The following is a 20,643-nucleotide window of genomic DNA, read 5'->3' as shown; positions in this document are numbered from 1 at the left end:
ATGAAAAAAACGCTACTCTCCATGGCGGCACTGGCCTTGCTGGCCGGTTGCAGCCTGGCCCCCACGTATGAGCGTCCGGCAGCGCCGGCGCCCACGGCGTGGCCGACCGGCCCGTCCTACAAGGCCGACACGGCCGCTGCCGACGCCAAGCCGGTGGCGGACGTCGCCTGGCGCGAGTTCTTTGCCGATGCGCGCCTGCGCCAGGTACTGGAACTGGCGCTGGCCAACAACCGCGACCTGCGCGTCTCGATCCTGAACATCGAGAAGGCGCGCGCCACGTATGGCATCGAACGCGCCGCCCTGATCCCGACCCTGTCGGCCTCGGGCGGCCAGTCGGCCACGCGCATCTCGAAAAACGCCAGCCCGACGGGCGAAGCGTCCATCAACCGCCAGTACACGGCGAACCTGGGCGTATCGGCCTACGAGCTGGACTTCTTCGGCCGCGTGCGCAGCCTGTCCGACAGCGCGCTGGAACAATACCTGGGCACGGAAGAAGCACGCCGTGCGCAGCAGATCAGCCTGGTGGCCGAAGTGGCCAGCACCTATCTGAACCTGGTGGCCGACCAGCAGCGCCTGCGCGTGGCGCAGGACACCCTGAAGAGCCAGCAGGCCTCGTACGACCTGGCCGTGCGCCGCTTCAGTGCCGGCGCCACGTCGGGCCTGGACAAGTACGATGCCCAGACCAGCGTCGAATCGGCCCGTTCCGACGTGGCTGTATTCACGAGCCAGGTTGCGCTGGATCAGAACGCGCTGGTCCTGCTGGTGGGCGGCCCCGTGCCGGCCGACCTGCTGCCGCAAGGCGAGTTCGGTAGCGTCACGGCGCTGGCGGACATTCCGTCCGGCCTGCCATCGGACGTGCTGCAACGCCGCCCCGACGTGCTGGCTGCCGAGCGCACCCTGCGCGCCGCCAACGCCAATATCGGCGCGGCGCGCGCGGCCTTCTTCCCGCGCATTTCGCTGACGGCGACGGCCGGTTCGGTCAGCGACAACCTGTCGGGCCTGTTCAAGGCGGGCAGCGGCACGTGGAGCTTCCTGCCGCAGATCAGCTTGCCGATCTTCGATGGCGGCGTGAACCGCGCCAACCTCGATATCGCCAAGGTGCAGCGTGAAATTTCCGTGGCGCAATACGAAAAGGCGATCCAGGTCGCCTTCCGTGAAGTGTCCGATGCGCTGGCCCAGCGCGGCACCATCGACGAGCGCCTGCAGTCGCAGGTCGCGCTGGTCGAGGCGTCGACGAAGAGCTACACCATCCACGACGCGCGCTACAAGCAGGGCGCCGAGTCCTACCTGAACGCCCTGGTGGCCCAGCGCGCGCTGTACACGGCGCAGCAAAGCCTGATCACGGCGCGCCTGGCCAAATCGACCAACCTGGTGACCTTGTACAAGGTGCTGGGCGGCGGTTGGCAACCTGAGCAGACAGCCGTCGCGGCGGCTGGCGGCGTCCAATAATCACGGGGACGCCGACGCCGGCCTTGCCCGCAAGGGCAGGGCCGGCGCGCTACTGGAAAAGTCATGAACCAAGTTGAAAAGAAGCATCCGGATCCCGAGCGCGCCAACACGCGGCGCAAGCAGGTGCTCGATGCGGCCGAAAGCTGTTTCAGCCGCCGCGGCTTCCACGGCGCCAGCATGGCCGAGATCTCGAAGGCGGCCGGCATGAGCGCGGGCCATATCTATAATTATTTCGACAGCAAGGATGCGATCATCGCCGCCTTCGTCATGCAGAATACGGAGCGCGTCTCCAATTTGATGCAGGACCTGGCGCAGCGCGACGATCCGCTGCAGGCCGTGATCGACAATGCGGGCGAGCACGTGCTCGAAGCGCTGGACGCGAAGACGTGGATGATGCCGCTGGAAATTTTTGCCGAAGCGTCGCGCAACCCGGTGATCGCCGCCATGCTGCAAACCTCGGACCAGCGCTCGCGCCAGTTATTTCTCTCCATCATACGCGACGCGCGCATCAAGCGCGGCTTGCCGGCTGAAGAGGAAATGCTGCAAGGACGCCTCGATGCCCTGGTCGCCCTGTACCAGGGTTTGCCCGTGCGCTTCATTCACAATCCGGACGTGAAGGTCGAGCCGCTGATCGCCGGTTTTCGCATCATCCTGACGGCGCTCTTGCTGCAAGAATAGGCCGCTTGCCAGCGATGGATAAAAATCTTTGTGCAGTTCGATATGAATCAAGCGCAAAGCATGGCAAAAACCTAAAAGCGTCTGCTATAATTCTTACCTCGTCGGGGCGTAGCGCAGCCTGGTAGCGTACATGCATGGGGTGCATGGGGTCGGAAGTTCGAATCTTCTCGCCCCGACCATTAGATTCAAGGAGTTACAGCGCAAGCTGTATAGAAACCCAGTACTGTATATTATACGTTTGTATAATATCGGTGCTGGGTTTTTCCGTTTACGTGACGTATGATTTGATCATCGCCGCGTACCGATGGCTGCTTTCGGCCAGCACCGAACCTCAACTAATATTTGAATATTATGAAAAAGCCAAATATTATCAATGAGACAGCGCTTCTTGATGAGATGAAGCGCTCGTTGAAAGACGATGCTGATTTTTTTTCGAATAATGGAAAGGAGGCTAGGGAAATATGGGTGGTACGTGAATTCCTGCGCCGCATCAACCTTCCATTTGAAGACTCAGAATTGGTGTCGCAAAGGCAAGATAGTAAGATTGATTTGCAGTTCCGCTCGGCTAATTTCCAAATTAAAGAAATAACGGACCCAAATATCAAGCGTGGCGATGAGGTCAGGGCTGCCTACAAAAAAGTCAGGGATGCTAAGACTCTGGAAGACACTCTTGGCCCTGGTTTTGTGTATGATGTTCCCGCGATATCGAGTGCCTATCAGTTGGTGAGAGAGAAAGCTTCGGGAGCTAAATATAATGGCCACAAGGCTCAATTGGACTTGCTATGCTACGTTACGCGTACACGCGCGTCGAAGATATCGGCGGACGAAGTTCAATTGCCAGAGCTGACTGCACTTGGCTGGCGTTCCATTTCGTGCCTAATCGGCGATCAGGCGACAGTTCTATGTATCGGACATGATGCTCCTTTATTTCTGATAGAGGCCGCGAAAAATCAGATATTTACATGAATACATTGACTTACTTTTGGGATCGGTGAAGACGCCATTTGACCAAAAGCAGCTGCTCAACAAATATTTAAAGTCCCATGCAGGACAAATCTCAAGCAGTTTTACTGAAAATGGCATCGCTTTTGCAGACCCACTACGGATCGATCCACCGGTTAGATACCACCCATGAGCATTTACTCGTTCCAACTCAATCAGCAGTACAACCGAAGCGAAATTAGAGCTGCCGTCGGACTCGACCCAAAATCGAAAGGTGGTTCCATTGACACGGGGTATGTGCAGCTAAACGGGGCAGATTTTGTGTTCTGCACTGTAGGTGGCACCAGCCGCACTGGTCATAACTACAATAATTACTTTGAAGGCAAAGATTTGATCTGGCGCGGGAAGACTAACAGCCATATTCATCAGCCTACTATCGAGAGAATGACAGGGGCAGATGCGGAAGTCCATGTTTTTTGGCGCGTAGGTGACCGCGATCCCTTTACCTATGCAGGGCTGGGGAAAGCAGCTGCGGTCTGGGACGAAACGCCAGTCAGAGTCCGTTGGCGGTTCAGCGCTGATCAAGGATTGGTCAAACTGTTGCGTAGTTCGAAACGGCTACCAGCTATAGAGTTAAAAAAGATTGGCCAAGACCACGTTCATCAAGCAGTTCAATTAATCCGCGATGGCAGTGCTGAGCATCAGTTTGGTCCTTCGACAGACTATGATTTGATCGACTCGGACGGTGTTAGGTTGCCACCTAAAGCAGTATTCGGCCTTGCGGCGCGGCTTGCTTTAGGATTTGATGTTTTGCCTGGGCACTTCACGGCAGGCGAGACATCCCCTTGCTTTCGCATCCTTCGACGGGCGGGCTATCAGATCGTTCCCAAGGAAATGCAGGACGAGTCTATAAACGGATTTGCTGAGGATTCGCAGGATGAGCCGGCACTTGAATTATCTGAGGATGACCGGGAATGGGTCGAGGGTAGGCCGAAGCTCATAAGGCATCTTGTGCGTGAGCGTGCTAAGGGACTTGCGCAAGCAAAACGTTTGCGTTTTAAGCGAGATCATGGGAAGTTGTTTTGTGAGCGCTGCAAGCTTGACCCCGTTGAGTTTTACGGATCGATCGATGGCGAGGCCTGTATTGAAGTCCATCACAGCGAAACTCAAGTGAGTGAGATGAAACAGGGGCATAAGACTCACTTGGACTCCCTTCAGTGCCTGTGCGCGAACTGTCATCGATTAGTACACAAACAGTTGAAGGAAGGATATCCTACGTAATAACTGGCGCAAGTCTCTGCTGGGAGTGCCTATTGAACATTCAGCGGATTTGGTGTCACATGCGGGCGAGCTTGAACGTTCATCGCGACGGGTGATTCCGTCGAGAGGTGGAACCGCCATCCAGCGTTGATATAGGACGGCGGCAGTTTGCAAAAGTCGGGCTTCACTCTAGCCAGGGTAAGGCCATTGGAATCTCAGAAACATCCGCAATCACTTCCTTGATGTAGATATCAGTGGTCTTGCCAGACGTGTGCACCAAGCGCTTTTGAATGTCGCTGCGGTTCTCGCCGCGCCGTGCCGCATCCGTGGCCGCCAAAGCCCGGATATCGCGGAATACAACGTCATCCTTCATGCCAATGCGCTCCTTTGCGCGGTCCCACATCGAACTGAGGCCCGAGCGGGTGTAAGCGCCGCCTTTTTGCGTCGGGAATACGAACTGGCTGATTAGCCCATACTTGATTTTCAGTCCACGGGCGCGGGCTATCACTTCGGCAATCTCAGGCGTGACAACAATATCGACTGCCTTGCCGCTGGTTTTTTGCGTTTTACTTGGCTTGATCCTGATCCGTCCATCTTCGATCTGTGATTCTTTGAGCATGCGGATATCGATGCCGCGCGCCCACAGTAGGTAAGACATATCGATGATGCACGCGAACATCGGACCGCTGGCTGTGGGGATGCTCAAGCCCGTGCCCTTGCGTTCCTTGCTCATCATGCCGGCTTCGCGTATCGCTTGCACTTGCGCATGTGTGGCCAGCACCTCGCGCCGTCCGGTCTTGTAGCTGGACATGTCGAGTTGATCGATAGGGTTGTCCTGGCGCAGGCCCAGTTCACCGATGATGAACTTGAACAGCCGGCTCATCAGTGCAGCGTATTTCTTCGCTGTGTTCGGCGTGCTTTTGAAGTTGTCGCGCAGGAAGCCGGCGCAGTCCTTGGTTGTCACCTGGGAAGCATGGAATTCTTCGAACTCGTCCGCGATCACGTCCAGGTAACGACGGTAGGCATCTTGCGTGTCCTTGCCGTAGTTACTTAGCTTATTTTCTTTGAACTCCACGCACGCATGTGGCATTGAGCCTTCCACAAGTTGCGGACTGCCCAGCAGCGCGGCCAAGGCCGCCAGCATCTTGCTTTCTCCCTCGGCCTCATAGGCCAGATGAATCCAGCTTTGCATCTTGCCGTTGGCGGGGTTGCGCATCGGTGTGGCCGCCAAGTAGCGATACGCACCATTTTTCAGATATACGCGACGCGGCAGACCGCGCTTGATTTTGCGGTGACGATTCATTTTCTCGCAGATTTCCTTACAGGGGCGGGGGCCGCCGGCATGGTGGCGGGATGGATAAGATGCATGCGCAGCACACGAACTGTGTTGTCGTGCAATCTGGTGGCGGGAACGCCCATTTCCTTCAATACGCGAAGCTGCTCTGCCGCGCGCCGGTAATGCGTCAGGTCGATGACCTCTTGATCGCTCAATGCCAAGTCGCTCATGTCGGTATTTATCCTCATTGGTCTATGAAATAGTTTTTATCAAGTCAAGCTGTCGCGGGTCGCTATGATCCAGTACGTAGATATAGGTCATACCAGCTGGCGCGCGCTCTTCGCAGTCAGGTTGGCCGTTGGCCTTGGCAAGTGCTGCGGCAGTGGAGCACACACCGAACGATCGTTCAAACAGACAACCATCGCAGCCCACCGCCTCTGCCTTGTACGCCTTGAAGCGCACCGCCGTCGGATCGACGGGCACGGCGCGCTCACCGCGCCATTTATCGCTTGTGATGCACTTCGTCATGCTGCTGTCGCTGCGAGTAGCTGAACAGCGCCCAGCGGCACCGCGCGGAACATGCCCGGCCACTGGTGGTCCAGCTCGACCCACGCATGCAGCTCGCCATTGCCCACGTCGCGGCGCAAGTCGTTGACGGTGCCGGCCTGGTAGCCTTCGTCGGTATCGAATGTCACGCGGTCGCCCAGGGCGATTTGCCGCGGTGAATCGGTCAGGGTGTTCAGCATTGCGGTGCTCCTTTCAGTTTGGCGGTAACGCCGCATACGCCGAAGTGGTCGATGGCGGCCTGGATCGCGTCGCCGCTGGAAGCGGCAATCGCGGCGTATTCAAAGCGTTCGGTTTGCGTGCGAACGATCACGGCATAGGTGCTCATGTGCCATTTCCTTCATGGGGTGGGTTGTCGGGGAAGATCAGCCGGGGATACGGGCAGGCGTTGACGGCCGCCCAGGCGGCAATCAGCGCTGTTTTTGCCTCGTCAGACAAATTAGGGATTGGCGCCGCCGGCGGCGTGACCGGGGCAGGGCGGTCGGGGTGCGTACAGTTATTTACACGAGTCCGAGGAACTGCAACCCCAACAGCCACCCCGCGCCCGCCTGTGGCCTGTACGGGCGTCCACGTATGGCGCACGGACTTGAAGACCACGCCAATGAGGTCGCTGCAGCGCACGCCGTAGGGCGTGGTGCGCAGCGTTTCGCCGTAGCGGCCGATGACGGTTTTTTCGTCCTTGGCCAGCGTGACGACCAGTTCCTTGCGCGGCACTAGGGCGCCACCCTGGGCGCGCAGGTATTCGGCCCAGCAGGCGCGCTTTTCGCCGTCGATCTTTTGGACGGCGTCCCAGGCGCGGCGCATGGCGGCCGGGGCTTCGTTGAGCATGCTTTCCTCGATGCGGCGCAGTTCGCGCCACACGGTGACGGGCGCACCGCCCCATTGCTGGAATTGGCGGATGCCCCAGCATGCGGCCCAGGACTCGACGCGCGCCGATGGCGTCAGCTCGACATCGCCTTCGGTGTCAGCCGTGACGACATAACCTTCCTTGGTCTTGTGCTCGGCCACGCCGTCGATGTTCTTGGCCACGTACTTGGCGATGTAGCCGGCGGCGCTGCCCTTGGCCCAGTCGATGCGCTTGACGTCCAGGCGGCGCGCGAAGGCGCCCGGTTCTCCTCGGTCCACCCGCCAGGCGTAGCGCTTCATGATGCGGATGGCGCGGCCGGCCACGTCCTGCAGGTGAGCCGTCTTGTATTTCGCGGTCGGGCGCACGAACAGCAGCAAATGCCAATGCGGGCAGCCGTCGTGATGCGGCTCGGCAATGCGAAAGCCGTACAGGCCGATGCCCCGGCGCGCCAGCGCGGAGCGGCACAGCGACGTCATCTTGCCCAAGTACGCATTGGCCTCGCGCGGCGTGGAGCCGTCGAACTTGTCGTTCGGCTTGCCGCTGTGCTGCATGGCGTGGAAGCGCGATGGGCACGTCCAAGTGATGAAAATGCCCTGGTCGCCGCACTCGCGGGCGATCTGTTCAAAGCCGTTGATGCGCAACATCAGTTCGCCACGCCGGATGGCTTTATTCGCGGTCGTTTTCTCGGCCAGCTCGGCGATGCTGAATTGCTGGCCGTTCTCGTTTTGCACCAGCGTGGCGGCCAGCGCTGCCGCGTTGCGGCGGTTTTGCGCCAGGCGCGACAGCACAGCATCGTTGCTGGCGTAGGGTTCGCCGCGATAGTTCACGTAGCCCAGGCGGATATTGCCCGCTTCAAAGGCGCGCTTGACGCGCTTGCGCAACTGGCGGCGCCACCAGCGGGCATCGACCAGGCGGGCGATGGTGTCGGCCTGCTCGTCGAACTCGGGTAGTTTTATGCCGTACGAGGTGCATTCGTCCGCCATGATCTGCAGGGCGTGCGCTTCCGACGTTGCCGACCAGAGCGCCTTGACCACACCTGCAGCCGCGCGCTCGGCGGTGGCCACGATGTCGGCATCGCTTTGCGACAGGTCGACGCCGGCGGGCACGTACTGCTCGGCGAACTCGCGTACAAAGCCGGTGGCGATGGACTCGTAAATTTTGTACCACGACGACCAGGCCATTTTGGCCAGGGCGGCCGTGATGACGCGGTTGCGCCATTTGTAGGGAATGCTGGCCAGCTCGGGCGCGAACTGGGCGGATCGCAAGAAAGCTTCGTGACGCTGCGGGGCTGGCAGCAGGATTTGTTTAGATTGCATTCAACAGTCTTTCGTACACACGGATAGCGGCAGAGGTGGCGGCGCGCAGCTCGATGCGCTCTTCCTCGGTAAATGAGTGGATGGGCGATTCCCAGCGGTCGGCGTCCATGCCGGCGGCGATCAACACGGAACGGCGCGCGCCACGCGGCGACAATCCCCAGGCCTGGGCCATGAAGGGCGCCAGATTGCGCGGCTTGATGCTGCGTAGCTGGGCCTTCGCTTCGGCGATGGCGGCCAGCGCATGCCCGGCGCCCGGTGGCGTCGGCATGTCCTTGTCGCGTGCTGCCAAAATCTCCGCCGCAGGCTGGAAGGACAGGTGATTGTCGATAAGGGACGCCGGCATGGTTCAGTCCTTGATGAAGCCAATGGCCCGCAGCACGCCGGGGGCGATGACGATCAGGAACGACAGCAGCCAGATGCCGCAGGTCTTGGCCAGGCGCAGCATCAGCGTGACCCTGGCTTGAGAAATTGCTCTGCCCAGTACGGGAGCGTGTGCGATGCGCCGCAGCAGTGCCGGGAACCCGCTTCAGTGGCGAAAATGTAGTTCACCTCGATGGGCAGCTTGCCGACCAGGGCGCGCTGCTTGGCTGGCGCGAAAAAGCCGTCACGCTCCAATGCCAGCGCATCGCTGACGATGAAGGTCAGATTGGCAGCGCCGTAGGCGTAATAGGTCTTGGCGATCTCATGGATGTGGGCGGACAGCGCCGCGATGCCGATGCCCGCGCTGGCTTGCAGCAGAAAACATGTTGGCGCCACGGGGACAATACAATTTTGCAAGGTCGGGCGGATCGTGCTTGATGGCATGGATTTGTCGGTATGACTGGTGGCGTGCAGCGTGTTTTCCATCGGTTTTCCTTATTTCAGGTTGAACGAATCCCGCACGCTCAAAAGGGAGCGCTGCAGGGCACAGCAAAAGAGGGGAGTTACGGCAGCCGGGTTACGGCGGCGCGAGGATCGGGATAGTCATCAGCAGCCCGCAGTCAGGTCCAGGGCAAGCTGGCTGGTGGCCGCCGCGCGCGCATGCTGGGACATCGGGATGCGGATATCCGGCTTGGGCATGGCGGACAGCGAGAGGGTGCGCAGCACTTCCAGGCCTGCCACGAAAGAGTGCCCGCAGTCCGGGTTCTGGCACATGTAGGTGATTTCCTTGAACATGGCGGACATCGTGCGGCTTTTGACGGCGCGGACGGTATTTTCGCAATGCGGGCAGGGCAGGCCGATGACTCTCATTTCAGCTTTCTTTCCACTTGGTACAGGGCGCGACCGCGACCCGTCATGTTTTTTGACTGCTTGCGTAAGCGCGACTTGACGAGCCATTCAGCCGCTTGCTCAATATTTGCCAGTCCTTGCCGTTGACGCACGAGTTCCAGCGCTGCAAGTTCTTCGTCATTGATATGAATTTCGTGATCGGGCATAGTCGGCAGCTTTTCAGTTACTCAAAAGTCACTATTCAGGGACTCGGTTTAAGCGCTGCGACGCTGTACGCTGTCGATGTCGTCTGCAGCGATGGCGGCAAGAGCTTCACGCATGACGATCTGACGTACCAGAACGGCTAATTCTTCGCCCTGATAATTGGCGATCGAGGAAACGAGTTGGTGCTCATAGTCGTCCAGGCGCAGCATGACTTTATGTTTGCGGATACGTTTTGCATCGGGGTACATGGGCCTGCTCCTGTGCAGTTAAGCGTGATGGACAACGGACAATTGGACGAGTTCGGCCTCGTAAGAGTTCAGACCACGCAGCAGCATCAGGCGCATGAAAGACGCCCGTGAACGGGAATCCTGTTGCGCAAACTTTTCGACGCGCTCAAGCTCAGGAGGGAGCAAACGAATAGGGATGGGCTGCGAAAGTGGATTCTTTGGCTGCCGCGTCACTGGAGCGATAGTTGTCATAAGGTATGATTTGTATACGTCACATGGTAATGACGTAAATATAGTATGTCTAAACATACTTGTCAATTGGAATGTATGGATAAAAATATTTTTGGTGATAGGCTCAAGCAGGAGCGAACACGTCTCGGCTTGACGCAAGAGGCATTCGCTGCTGTAGGTGGCGTCAAGAAACTAGCTCAGATTTCTTACGAACAAGGCAAGACTTTGCCTGATGCCGGGTATCTGGTGGCGCTGTCGGGTATTGGCGTTGACATCGGATACGTCATGCTTGGTGTTCCGACAAGCGATGATTTGACCACCGATGAAAATGAACTTTTGATCGGCTATCGCAAGTTGGACTTGCGTGGCAAGGCACGAGTATTAGGTGTGGTTGAAGGAATTTCCGAACCGACGACTACACCGCTAACTAAATCGGGAGAGCGTACAAGCCACATGGTTGTTCATGGCAAAGTTGGGCAACAGATTCATGGAGATATTACGGCTCCCCAAACGATCAACGTTGGTCGCAAAAAAAAATCGCCAACGTAAATCGTGTCGAAAGGGCAGGTTCTCGTTGCTAAGGAGCGCAGGAACGTGGAAAGTTGCCGCTCTAGCCCCACTGCTCTTTGCTTGCTGCTGGCCGCAATATAAATGTGAAATGAAGGCTTCCACGGCCACAAGGTTTGTCAAAAATTCATGTTACTACGACGGGAAGCCGTATTCACTTGGTATCGTCATCGAGACGGCACACGGAGTCAAATGTGAGTGCGCCCCCACTTCCTCGGAGGGTTTGCCAGCTTGGGTGAGTGGTAACTGGAGTTAGCAGTATTAGCCCGGCTCATGGCATTGCGGCCGATGACAGTGGCCGCCATCGACCAGGAGCGGACGGTCTACGAAGTGCAGCTAATGCTCCAAAGCAGACCTTCGCACAAGCATGTGACAATGCGTGAGTTTTTCCGATTGGCAATTTGTTATGCTCTTGGGCGGCTAACGGGCAAGGCTGTGTTCAAACGCAAAAACTAGAAATTTCCAACGGTAGGGTTACCAAAAAATCGCGTAGCTGCCGTTTTGAGTGGCCGATTTTTCAGTGCAAGAATTTTCTTCACGTTTTTACACAGCCTCGGCCAGCAGCGGCCACTTGTTGACCGGGGATAGATCCGGCATGATTATTGTTTTTCTGGTAAATCTGAAATGCGCATTTTTGACATTGTTCGACATCTTTTACCAGTTGGTACTGTGCCAGGGGCATCGGGCCGCATATCGCCGAGCTACCAGTCATGCCCAACCTGGCCGCCCGACGTGTTTGCTGTCGTGGGCAGCATCCTTGATCGCAGCGGCTGTTACACGATGGCCAGCCCTGATCGCACCGACCTACCAGGACATGAAGCCCGTCTTGACCGGATCGATGCGATCACCAAATCTTGGGTAAAGCTGTCGGAAGTGTCGGACGACGTGCAGGCGTTGTGGCTGAAGTTGGTGACGGATCACGCTGAGGTACCCTTGGAGGCGATCAAGGACAATCCTAGTGCCCTAACCACTTTGCTGCTGCTGTTCGCCGTTGCCGATGAAGCCTGCCGCGGCATGGGGTGGGATGAAGTCAACGACGAACCATTTTCCGAGTTTGCCCGGGCGGTGCTTTCCATCGCGACGAATGCCCTAGAGGGAGAGCAAGTCTTTCTGTCGGATTGGCCGGCTTCGCTCGGATATATGGTGTCAGCTGAACATGTCGTGGTGTTGCCAAAATCTATCACCACCGACAAGGGATGCACGATCCGCTCCTTGAGCCACAATCTGGCGTTACTGCCATGCCGCACTGTGCTCGACGCGGAATGGCGCTTGGTCTCGCCCAAAGGTCGCCCCGACCCCGACTCTGCATTACGTCTGTTGCTGATCCCATTCCCATACGAGATTCCGACCGGCAGTTTTACGTTGACCAGCAAGCGTACAAAACTGAAAAACAATAGCTACCACGCTGCATTCTTCGGATTGGAGCAGAAATGGCTTTCTGCCGGTACTAATAATAAGTTAACGGGAGCACAACTCGCCGATACGCTGGTCATCCCCTTGATTGAAGAGGCAAAGGCCGCAGCCGAAGGAAGCGCACCACACGGAGTAGTTCTCCCCGAGTGTGCGCTGGATGATGTCACTGCAATTGATCTGGTCAAGGCTCTTGAAGGCAGCGGTATCCAATTTCTTATTACCGGCATCCTTGAGCGTGACGAGGCCACAGGTCGCAGCCTGAACCAGGCCTATACCTTTTTCTTGGAGAGTAATGTCGCCCGCGCTCAAAACAAGCATCACCGCTGGCGCGTAGACCAGAACCAAGCGAATTCCTACGCGCTCGGCCCCTCATTTGACCTTGATATGGACAACCAACAATGGTGGGAGGATATTGACGTCAACAGGCGCGGCCTTCCATTCTATGCGATTCGCAAGGATACCTCGATGGTCACCTTGATCTGTGAGGATCTGGCCCGCATGGACCCCGCTATGAGCGCAATCCGGGCAGTCGGCCCCAACTTGGTCATTGCACTATTGATGGATGGTCCACAGCTGGGTCCGCGCTGGTCAGGGCGATATTCTGGAGTGCTGGCCGATGAGCCAGGCTGCTCGGTCCTCACCTTGACCTGCGCCGCCACCGTTGATTCTTCGAACAGCTACTATTTCAAAAGCGTAGGGCCGCAAACGCCTCCACAACGTGTCATTGCTCGTTGGACCCAAACAGAGAACACGTCGCATGACATTATCATGCCGGATGGTACGAACGGAGTCCTCTTATGCCTGCGCAGCGATCCAAAACACCAGACCACTCTGGACAACCGTTCAGATAATAATCGATCACGGCAATTGAAATTTGTGGCACAGCATGCCCTCAAGGGCGGAACACGTCCAACACATATTCCTTGATATTCAAGGGATGGGCGAATAGACTGGACGGTATAGGGAGTAGAAATGTCAAAAATACAAGAAGCGTTTAATGGTAATGGGCGCCCACTTCGTGAAGCCGAACGGCAGTCCATGGACGAGTTTATTGCTCAATACCGAGGTACGCTAACCACTCCGCCGGGTATGGTCGGTGCGAAACCAGCATCTAAACCTGTCGAGAAGCCAAGGACACGTCGAGTTCTCATTGGGGACAAAATATATGAGGTTGTCGGTGCGAAACCAGCATCTAAGCCTGTCCAGAAGCCAAGGACACGTCAGGTTCTCATTGGGGACAAAATATATGAGGTTGTCAGTGGGGGCCGTCTCGCAAATTTCAAGACTAAGGTGGCTGTGGCCAAGGCGGTCAAGGCCAGTAAAGTCGAAAAGTCCACAAAACCAAAAGCGTTAAGGCGTTCAGTGATCACTTTCTAGAACCCTGAACGGCAGCAATCGGGCGATAGCAGCCGGTGAGCGTGGGTAAATGCGAGACATTCACGCAGTTTCTCCGCTGGCCACAGTTTGCGTAGGCTTCCAAGGCTCCTCGCTGTTCTCCCTGATGATGTCGCGTACTTCCTTGATGTGGTTCCATGCAGTTTTTGCCGCCCGCCTGGCGCCGCTCTTGCTCCTGTAGAGATGCTCCAGGGTCTTGAACTTGCCTTTTGAGCCTGCTTGCTCTTGTCCCATCTTTTTCTTCTTCGCCGCCACATCCTTCCACTTGGCCACCACACCTGTGATGCCAGCGTCGGGATCTGTCTCCAGTTCGCGCTCCGCCTCGACGGCTTCAGTCTTCGTTTCAAACTCCACCCGCGTGGTAAAGCCGCTGCTGCCCAGGCTGTGCGTGACCTTGACTGATAGCCATTCGGTGGCGTCGATCTCGGGCTTGAAGCCTGTCACGGTCACGGGCGATTGCGGGAACACGGCCGGGTTGCCCAGGGCCAGGCTCATTTCGAAGGTGGCCAGGCCGCGCAGGATGCGCTGCCATTCGGCCACGGCCGCCGCGCGCGCGTCGGTTTCGTTGGCGAAGGTGGTGCGCAGGCGTTTGCTGTTGCCGGGCACGCCGGCCACGACGCTGCGGCGGCGCGCGTAGCGCTCGTCATGCCAGAAGGCGCGCACGCCCGTGTAGGCGTCGCTCTCGGCACTGTGGTAGCGGTGGCCATCGCCCAGGGCGCGCGTGATGGGAATAACGGGCAGCGCCTTGCCGCTGGCGGTGCGGCTCTGGTTGATGGGGATGAAGAGCAAGGTGTCATTCTTGACGGTGGCCACCGCGTCGTACTTTCGGCCCAGCCGGCGCAGGAAGGCCGCATCGCTTTCGTGGGTCTGGTCGATGTGCTCGACGGCGGTATCGCGCAGGCGCGCCGACACGCCCGACGCCAGCTCGTTCCGAAAGGCGATGGCCTCGATGATGGCGCCCAGGGTGGTCTTGTGAAAACTGTGCTCCTGCTGCTGTTTGAAGGTGTCGATCAGGTTGGCCGACCTGGCGCGCAGGGTAATGGTGTCGGGCGCGCCGCTGTGCTCCACCTCGTCCACGGTGAACTTGCCCATGTCCACCAGGCCGGACGACTGCCAGCCCAGCGCCAGGGCGATTTGCGCGCCGCGCGGCGGCAGGGCCAGCTTGCCGTCGCTGTCATCCAGGGAAATGTCGAGCTGGTCGCTCTCGTCGCCACGACACAGGGTCAAGGTCAAATTGATTAGCCGCGGCGAGACGATGGCCGTCAAATCCTTGTCCTCGATGCTGACCTTAAAAGCAGGGATATGCTCGCTCATTCGAACTTGTCCGCCGCGCTGCCGATGGCGCCGCTGATGCTGCCGCCGATCTTGTCTTTCATCTCGCTGACCCCGCCGCCGTATTTCGATGTGATGCCGCCGACCACATTGCCGACCACGCTGCCCACGGCATTCCTGGCCGCGCCCGCGATGCTGCTGGTCATGCCGTCGATACTGAGCATGTTTTTCAGGTCGCCAATGTCGCCCAGGCCGACCATGGCCAGCACGCCGTCGTCGTCGCGCTTGAGCGCAATCGAGAACTCGACGCGGCGCGCGCCGCCGCTGCCGTCGAGGATAGTGCGCCCCTCGGTCATGCTGGTGATGCGGTAGGAGCCGAGAATGCGGCCCGTGCCCTGGATCAGAATCCACGATTTTCCCGTGTCGGCCATCATGCGCAGCGCATCGAGGGAATAGAGGGAGCCGGTCAGTTCCGGCGCCACCCAGCCGGACAGGGTAATCGTGTCGTCGCCTGGCCCCACGTACTGGTGCGAGTCGCGCAGGCCCACGCGCGCCGTGCTGGCGTGTTTCCATTCCGTTTGCCGCTGCAGCTCGTGATAGGCCAGCGTCGGCAGGCTGAACACGAACATTCCTAAAATCATCATCATGGTGTGCTTCTTTCTTTAATCGTGGTCGCGCAGGGACGAGCGGATGCGTGCCGCCTTTTCGCGGTCGCGCTGTTCCATGGCCGTATACACGGCGCGGGCGATGGCCTGGGGATCGGAACCGGCTTGCGCCTGGATCGTGATTTCGATCTTGTCGCCCTGAATCGTCATGCCGGCGCCGAAGCCGCCTTGTGACAGCGGCGCGCGCATGTCGAAGGCGCTGGCGGGCAGGGCGGTGGCCGTGCCGATGGCGATACCGGCGCCCAGTTGCGTGAGGCGCTGCGCCAGACCCGATACCTTGGCAATCGGCGCGCCCTCGCTGCGGTCCAGGCCCACGGCCAGGCCTTGCATGGTGTAGTCGCCGAGCTGGGCAAACACGCGGCTCGGGCTGTGGATGCCCAGCTTTTCCTTGAACCAGGCAATGGTGCTGGAACCGGCATTGCTGATGGCGTCCTTGACGGCGCCCATGGAACCGGTGATGCCGTTGACCAGGCCGCGCAGGATGTTGGCGCCGAACTCGGTGAACTGGGCCGGCAGCTTGATGCCGAACCAGCTCATGACGCCCGCGAACGCCTGGTAGAACACGCCGACCGGCGACCAGTTGATAATCAGGGCACTGATACCCGCCAGGCCGCCGGCACACGTCGCCTTGAGCTGCGACCACACGCCGGCAAAGAACGTCTTGACTGGCTCCCAGCATTGATAGATGACGTTCAAGCTGCTGGTGATGCCGCTGGCCATGCCGCGCAGCAGGCCGCTGCCGAAGTCGCTGAATCTGGCCGGCAGTGCAATGCCGAACCAGCCCAGCACGCCCGCGAAGGCGCGATAGAACAGGCCCAGCGGCGACCAGTTGACGATCAGGGCGCTGACGCTATTAACGCCGCCGGCAAAGGCGGTCTTGACGTGCGACCAGATGCCGGTAAAGAAACCCTTGATCGGCTCCCAATATTTGTAGATCAGGAAGGCGGCGCCGGCGATGACCGTGATGGCGATGCCAATCGGGTTCATCAGAAGAGCGCGGCCCAGCCACAGCACGGCCCGGCCCGCCCACATGAAGGCGCCGCCCAGGGCGCGCAAGATCGGCGTGAGCACGCCGCCCGTCACGCCCATCTTGGCGAACATGACGTGCAGCATGGCATACGGGCCGACCAGGGCCGCAATGCCCAGCATCAGCGGGCCAAGCACCAACAGGATGCCTGCAAGGATGGCAAAGCCCGCGATCATGACCTTGGCCACGGTCGGGTTGCGCTCCATGAAGCCATTCAGGTGCGTCATGGCGGCAATCGCCATTTCCAGCGCCTGCGTGTACATAGGCAGGATTTTTTGACCCATGACCAGCTTCAGGTCGGACACCTTGGCAAGTGCTTCCCGTTCCGCACCGGCCCCGAGGCCACGCGCACGGTCGTGCAGGCTGTCCATGCCTTCCGAATTCTGGTTCAAGCGTTCGCTCTTGCGAATCTGTGCGCGCTGGTCGACCATGCGCATCAGGAAGGCGGCGCCGTTGCTGTTGGACACCAGTGCGCCGATCTTGCTATTAATCTCGTCCTTGTCGGTGATACCTTTGGCCGCCAGCTTGGGCAGGAATACTTTCTCGATCCAGTCGAGCGGGCTTTTCTGGAACATTTCCCCTTCCAGCAGCGCGCCGGCCTGGATGTATTTGATTTGCCCCACCTTGTCATACTTGATGTGCTTGCCGCTCAGCAGGCCCAGGCTTTGCATTTCCCTGGCCGCGCGCTGTGTACCCTTGCCCTGGTAAATATTGTTGTACAGGGAACGCCAGCCCACGCCCGCAGTCGAGCCGCCCAGTTCCTGCAGCATGGGTTCCATCTGGTTGAAGAAGGCATTGTCGTTCAGGCCTTTGCCGGCCACGCCGCTGCGGATCGTAAATTGCCGCCAATCTTCGCCGCCGACCCGGCCGCCCGTCGCCGCGATTACCTTTTGTATGCGGTCCGCATCGCTCTTGAAGGCTTCGACCGATCCGGCATTGCCGCGCAGCTCGATGACCTTTTGCATGGCGAACAGTTGCGCATTGCGCTCGCCGGCCGAATCGGGATAGAGCGTGTCGTTGATGAATTTCATCTTTGCCATGCTTGGCAGGGCCATTTCAGCGTGGTGGCCATCGGCAAAGATCGAGATGGAATCGCGGATCATTTCCGTCTTTTCCAGCTGGCTGACGCCATAGGTCTTCAGTTCCTTGGCAAACGCAATCGCGTGCTCTTTTTCCTTGGCCGTGCGCGTGCCCAGCGCACGGATGCGCGCCGTTTCGATTTCGTAGTGCTTCGCTTCGTGTAGCCCCTTGACGACGGGCGCGGCAACCACGGCGCCGGTGGCGGTCGCGCCCGCGCCGGCCATGGCAATGCTACCCGCCTTGCTGCGCAGCTTGTCGGCATGCTGGGTGGCGTTGGTGACGCGCTGCTGCCTGGCGTTTGCATTGGCCAGCTTCTGCTGCTGCAGCGTCATGGTTTTGTTGGTGGCCTCGATCTCGCGGCGCAAGGTGCGCTCGTGGTTGGCCAGGTCTTTGGTGCCGATGCCGGCGCCCGCCAGACGCTCGCGCATGACCTGCAGTTGCTGGGCCTGCTGCTGGCCTGCCGTCTTCAAGTCGCCGGCCGCTTTGACGGCGGCGTTAAACTCGCGTGTCATGGCGCGCGTGGGCGCCTCCGCCTGTTTCATCTTGGCGGTCAGGCTGGCCACCTTCTGCTGGGCCGCTTCCAGCTTGGTGCGGGTGGCGTCCAGGCCGCCGTGCAGCTCGCGGAATTTGCTGATGTTCTTTTGCTGGGCGTTCAAGTCGCGCAAGCGGTCGCTGGTGGCCTTCAAGGCCTTGGCCGTGTCGCTGGAGCCGCCCATGATTTTTTTCAGCGGGCCGGTAATCTTGTCCAGTGCCGCAAAAACTACCTGTAATTTCAGATCCCGACCAGCCATCTATTCCGCTCCGCTTCGTTGCCGGGCGCGTTCGCGCCAGGCCATCAGTTCATCAATCGTAAAGCCGTCCATCGCGGCCGGCGTCCAGTGAAAGACGCCGGCAATGTCGGCCATGGCGTCTTCTACTTCGCCGGGGATACCGAAAGGCGATCGGCTTTGCTCGCCAAAAAACCGGCAACCTCGGCGCCCACGGCCAGCAGATCGGCCGGGTCCATGTTGGCAACGTCGTGCGCGGTCAAGGTCGGCTCGGTGATGCGCGGCAGCACGATCTGCAGGGCCGATACGTTCAGGTTCGCCAGCTCGATCAGGGAAATGCCGCGCAAGGCGCCCGCCTTGGGCTTGCGCACGGTGAGCGAGGTGATGAAGGTGTCACCGCGTTTGATCGGCTCGTCCAGTTCGATGATGGCGCTGTTTTGGGTATCGTTGTTCATGCTGTGTTCCTTGTTGTGGTGTGATTAAAAAAGGGGATTACAGGCCGCTGGCCTTGCGGATGGCCGCATTGGTATCGACGCCGCCGATGTTCTCGATGCCGCTCATGAAGTCCAGTTCGATGACGGTGGCGCCGTCGATCATCAGCTTGTAATAGCTGCAAGCCATGGTGTATTTGTGCGTGGTGTCGTCACCCATCTTGGCGCCGCCCATGTCGATTTCCTTGTAGCGGCCACGCACGACGACCTCGACGGCGGCCACGTTGCCGTCTTCGTCGTTCTGGTAAGCGCCGGCGAAGCGCAGCATCACGGCGCCGTGCGCATGCGCGCCGTATTGCTTCAAGGCTTCGGCGATCAGGCCGCCAGCACTCCATTCCAGCGACAGCGCCTCGTTGCCGAAGTCCACGGACACGGGGCCGCTCATGCCACCGGCGCGGTACTCTTCCATCTTGCGGCTGAGTTTCGGCAAGGTGACTTCGGGCACCATGCCCATGAACAGCACGCCGTTTTGAAACACGTTGAATTGCTTGAGTTTGTGGGGCATGCCCATAATTTTCTCCAGTGGTCAGGGGCGCCCGCGCGGGCGCGGGCAGGGAAGTAATTAGGCCGCGATGCGCGAGGCGAAGTCGGCCAGGTAGCGGTCGGTAATGCGCTGCTGGAAGCGCAGGTTTTCCAGCGGCGGCACGGGCGTGTAGTCGTAGTCGATGGCCAGCTTGCCCGCTTTCAAGGTGTCCTTGTCGTTGTACTGCTCGTCATACCAGGCGTGGCCGTCGATGATGTAGCCCTGCAATTTCAGGTCGCGGAACTTGGCGTTGATGCTTTCCAGCAGGTCGCGCACCAGGGACGGATGCAAGGGCAGGTCGACAAAGGCGAAATGCGCCTCGGCGATGGTGTCGGCCAGCACCTGGGCCGTGCGCGTGTAGCTCTCGAAATAGAAGAAGCCGCCCGGCGCCTCGCAGGTGCGCGAACCCCAGAAGCGGTAGCCGCCCATGTTAATCAGGGTGGTCACTTCCTTGGCGTTGAGCACGCCGGCGTCGGTGGCCGGGTCTTGCAGGTCGAAAAACACATCGCGGGTCAAGCCGGTGGGGCCGTTGACGACGACGTTGGACAGGGTCTTGTGCCAGCCCGTTTCCTCGTCGATCTTGGCGCGCAAGCCCATGGCGTACGCCACGGCGGAAATGCTGGCCTCTTCATCGATGGCGGTATCCCAGTTCACAAAATCGGGCCAGATGATCATGACCTCGCGCTGGCCGAACTGGCCGCGATAGGTGGTGGCAGCCACCACGTTGCTGCAGCCATACGCGGAGGCGTACACGAAGCTGCGCAGTTGCTGCGCCACGCTGGCCAGGGCGTTGGTGACGGCCTTGGTGTCCAGGCCCGGCGCGCCCAGGATGCGCGGTTTCACGCCCAACTTGCTTTGCGCGGCCAGCAAGGCTTTGACGCCCAGGTACTTGCCGTCGGGCGACACGCCGCCCACCACGTTGCTGGTGGTATCGGCTTCCGTCTCGCCTTCGTCCACGCGCACGACGACGCACAGGGGCTTGGTCTGCGCGGCAATCGCTTCCAGCGCGCGGTACAGGGTGCCCGTCTTGCCGGCCTTGCCCATGGCGGCCAGCACGTTGGTGACGAGCACGGGCGTGTCGAGCGGAAAAGCGGCTGGGTCGGCGTCGTCGGCCGTGGCGATCAGGCCCAGCACGGCCGTGGAGACGGTGCGGATCGGGCGCGAACCCTCGTTAATTTCAATGACGCGCACGCCATGGTGGTAGTCGGTGGCCAAAATTAGTTCTCCTGATGAGTGGTGA

Annotated in this window: 25 protein-coding genes and 1 tRNA gene; 8 read left to right on the top strand and 18 right to left on the bottom strand. The window is 59.4% G+C overall.

Features of this window, described 5'->3' with window-relative positions; genetic code table 11:
* From adeC to AC07VI_RS00230, 5 genes are all read left to right on the top strand, one after another.
* The gene (gene adeC / locus AC07VI_RS00250; protein WP_086144168.1) at window positions 1-1,449 is read left to right on the top strand and encodes an AdeC/AdeK/OprM family multidrug efflux complex outer membrane factor; all 1,449 of its coding nucleotides are present in this window, start codon (window positions 1-3) and stop codon (window positions 1,447-1,449) included.
* Between the two features lie 63 nt (window positions 1,450-1,512).
* Window positions 1,513-2,127 carry a TetR/AcrR family transcriptional regulator gene (locus AC07VI_RS00245; RefSeq protein ID WP_492995262.1) on the top strand — a complete coding sequence of 205 codons (615 nt, stop codon included), beginning with the start codon at window positions 1,513-1,515 and terminating at the stop codon, window positions 2,125-2,127.
* Window positions 2,128-2,229: 102 nt separating this feature from the next.
* Window positions 2,230-2,306: transfer RNA gene (locus AC07VI_RS00240), tRNA-Pro, on the top strand.
* A gap of 172 nt (window positions 2,307-2,478) precedes the next feature.
* On the top strand, window positions 2,479-3,093 hold the full coding sequence (locus AC07VI_RS00235) for a DUF1780 domain-containing protein (protein WP_086144169.1): 615 nt from the start codon (window positions 2,479-2,481) through the stop codon (window positions 3,091-3,093).
* A 165-nt stretch (window positions 3,094-3,258) separates the two neighbouring features.
* The gene (locus AC07VI_RS00230; RefSeq protein ID WP_139842383.1) at window positions 3,259-4,350 is read left to right on the top strand and encodes an HNH endonuclease; all 1,092 of its coding nucleotides are present in this window, start codon (window positions 3,259-3,261) and stop codon (window positions 4,348-4,350) included.
* A 163-nt stretch (window positions 4,351-4,513) separates the two neighbouring features.
* On the opposite strand, the gene AC07VI_RS00225 is transcribed toward AC07VI_RS00230, so the two are convergent.
* The 11 genes from AC07VI_RS00225 to AC07VI_RS00175 all read right to left on the bottom strand — a co-directional run bounded on the left by AC07VI_RS00225 (window position 4,514) and on the right by AC07VI_RS00175 (window position 9,993).
* Window positions 4,514-5,632, bottom strand: coding sequence for a tyrosine-type recombinase/integrase (locus tag AC07VI_RS00225; protein ID WP_086144171.1), 1,119 nt, complete (start codon window positions 5,630-5,632; stop codon window positions 4,514-4,516).
* Window positions 5,629-5,835 (bottom strand): DUF4224 domain-containing protein, encoded by a 207-nt coding sequence (locus AC07VI_RS00220; RefSeq protein ID WP_035820921.1) that lies wholly within the window; start codon window positions 5,833-5,835, stop codon window positions 5,629-5,631. Before AC07VI_RS00220 ends, AC07VI_RS00225 begins: the two co-directional genes overlap by 4 nt.
* A 22-nt stretch (window positions 5,836-5,857) precedes the next feature.
* The gene (locus AC07VI_RS00215) at window positions 5,858-6,133 is read right to left on the bottom strand and encodes a hypothetical protein (protein ID WP_086144173.1); all 276 of its coding nucleotides are present in this window, start codon (window positions 6,131-6,133) and stop codon (window positions 5,858-5,860) included.
* Window positions 6,130-6,351, bottom strand: coding sequence for a hypothetical protein (locus tag AC07VI_RS00210; RefSeq protein WP_086144174.1), 222 nt, complete (start codon window positions 6,349-6,351; stop codon window positions 6,130-6,132). Before AC07VI_RS00210 ends, AC07VI_RS00215 begins: the two co-directional genes overlap by 4 nt.
* Window positions 6,345-6,497 (bottom strand): hypothetical protein, encoded by a 153-nt coding sequence (locus tag AC07VI_RS00205; protein WP_172404661.1) that lies wholly within the window; start codon window positions 6,495-6,497, stop codon window positions 6,345-6,347. Before AC07VI_RS00205 ends, AC07VI_RS00210 begins: the two co-directional genes overlap by 7 nt.
* A complete protein-coding gene (locus AC07VI_RS00200) occupies window positions 6,494-8,332 on the bottom strand; it encodes a replication endonuclease (RefSeq protein ID WP_492995257.1) in 1,839 nt (612 codons plus the stop codon). Before AC07VI_RS00200 ends, AC07VI_RS00205 begins: the two co-directional genes overlap by 4 nt.
* A complete protein-coding gene (locus AC07VI_RS00195) occupies window positions 8,322-8,675 on the bottom strand; it encodes a hypothetical protein (protein ID WP_034745810.1) in 354 nt (117 codons plus the stop codon). Before AC07VI_RS00195 ends, AC07VI_RS00200 begins: the two co-directional genes overlap by 11 nt.
* A gap of 101 nt (window positions 8,676-8,776) precedes the next feature.
* Entirely contained in the window at window positions 8,777-9,178 is a 402-nt protein-coding gene (locus AC07VI_RS00190; protein WP_492995255.1) for a hypothetical protein, read from the bottom strand.
* A gap of 120 nt (window positions 9,179-9,298) precedes the next feature.
* Window positions 9,299-9,562: an Ogr/Delta-like zinc finger protein gene (locus AC07VI_RS00185; RefSeq protein WP_070281743.1), complete on the bottom strand. Its 264-nt coding sequence runs from the start codon at window positions 9,560-9,562 to the stop codon at window positions 9,299-9,301.
* On the bottom strand, window positions 9,559-9,747 hold the full coding sequence (locus AC07VI_RS00180; protein WP_492995253.1) for a hypothetical protein: 189 nt from the start codon (window positions 9,745-9,747) through the stop codon (window positions 9,559-9,561). Before AC07VI_RS00180 ends, AC07VI_RS00185 begins: the two co-directional genes overlap by 4 nt.
* Before the next feature lie 48 nt (window positions 9,748-9,795).
* Window positions 9,796-9,993 (bottom strand): hypothetical protein, encoded by a 198-nt coding sequence (locus AC07VI_RS00175; protein ID WP_289903214.1) that lies wholly within the window; start codon window positions 9,991-9,993, stop codon window positions 9,796-9,798.
* A 306-nt stretch (window positions 9,994-10,299) separates the two neighbouring features.
* Here AC07VI_RS00175 and AC07VI_RS00170 point away from each other — a divergent pair, with 306 nt between their 5' ends.
* The 3 genes from AC07VI_RS00170 to AC07VI_RS00160 all read left to right on the top strand — a co-directional run bounded on the left by AC07VI_RS00170 (window position 10,300) and on the right by AC07VI_RS00160 (window position 13,110).
* The gene (locus tag AC07VI_RS00170) at window positions 10,300-10,752 is read left to right on the top strand and encodes a helix-turn-helix domain-containing protein (protein ID WP_058050296.1); all 453 of its coding nucleotides are present in this window, start codon (window positions 10,300-10,302) and stop codon (window positions 10,750-10,752) included.
* Window positions 10,667-11,026 (top strand): DUF1496 domain-containing protein, encoded by a 360-nt coding sequence (locus AC07VI_RS00165; protein WP_492995250.1) that lies wholly within the window; start codon window positions 10,667-10,669, stop codon window positions 11,024-11,026. The genes AC07VI_RS00170 and AC07VI_RS00165 overlap by 86 nt, the downstream gene beginning before the upstream one ends.
* Window positions 11,027-11,394: 368 nt before the next feature.
* On the top strand, window positions 11,395-13,110 hold the full coding sequence (locus tag AC07VI_RS00160; protein ID WP_492995248.1) for a hypothetical protein: 1,716 nt from the start codon (window positions 11,395-11,397) through the stop codon (window positions 13,108-13,110).
* 510 nt (window positions 13,111-13,620) lie between these two features.
* On the opposite strand, the gene AC07VI_RS00155 is transcribed toward AC07VI_RS00160, so the two are convergent.
* From AC07VI_RS00155 to AC07VI_RS00125, 7 genes are read right to left on the bottom strand one after another with little or no spacing between them, the layout of a single operon-like run.
* Entirely contained in the window at window positions 13,621-14,892 is a 1,272-nt protein-coding gene (locus tag AC07VI_RS00155) for a phage late control D family protein (RefSeq protein ID WP_492995246.1), read from the bottom strand.
* Window positions 14,889-15,497, bottom strand: coding sequence for a phage tail protein (locus AC07VI_RS00150; protein ID WP_492995244.1), 609 nt, complete (start codon window positions 15,495-15,497; stop codon window positions 14,889-14,891). The genes AC07VI_RS00155 and AC07VI_RS00150 overlap by 4 nt, the downstream gene beginning before the upstream one ends.
* Window positions 15,498-15,512: 15 nt before the next feature.
* A complete protein-coding gene (locus AC07VI_RS00145) occupies window positions 15,513-18,413 on the bottom strand; it encodes a phage tail tape measure protein (RefSeq protein ID WP_492995242.1) in 2,901 nt (966 codons plus the stop codon).
* Window positions 18,414-18,527, bottom strand: a complete 114-nt coding sequence (locus tag AC07VI_RS00140; protein ID WP_071650284.1) for a GpE family phage tail protein — start codon at window positions 18,525-18,527, stop codon at window positions 18,414-18,416.
* 8 nt (window positions 18,528-18,535) lie between these two features.
* Window positions 18,536-18,844, bottom strand: a complete 309-nt coding sequence (locus AC07VI_RS00135) for a phage tail assembly protein (protein ID WP_492995240.1) — start codon at window positions 18,842-18,844, stop codon at window positions 18,536-18,538.
* A gap of 37 nt (window positions 18,845-18,881) precedes the next feature.
* On the bottom strand, window positions 18,882-19,391 hold the full coding sequence (locus tag AC07VI_RS00130; protein ID WP_034745845.1) for a phage major tail tube protein: 510 nt from the start codon (window positions 19,389-19,391) through the stop codon (window positions 18,882-18,884).
* Window positions 19,392-19,442: 51 nt separating this feature from the next.
* Entirely contained in the window at window positions 19,443-20,618 is a 1,176-nt protein-coding gene (locus AC07VI_RS00125) for a phage tail sheath protein (protein ID WP_492995238.1), read from the bottom strand.
* Window positions 20,619-20,643 lie beyond the last annotated feature (25 nt).

This window comes from Janthinobacterium sp. GW821-FHT03A03 (assembly GCF_059421435.1).
The sequence above is the reverse complement of the archived record's forward strand: the minus strand, read 5'-3'. Positions and strand labels throughout refer to the sequence as shown.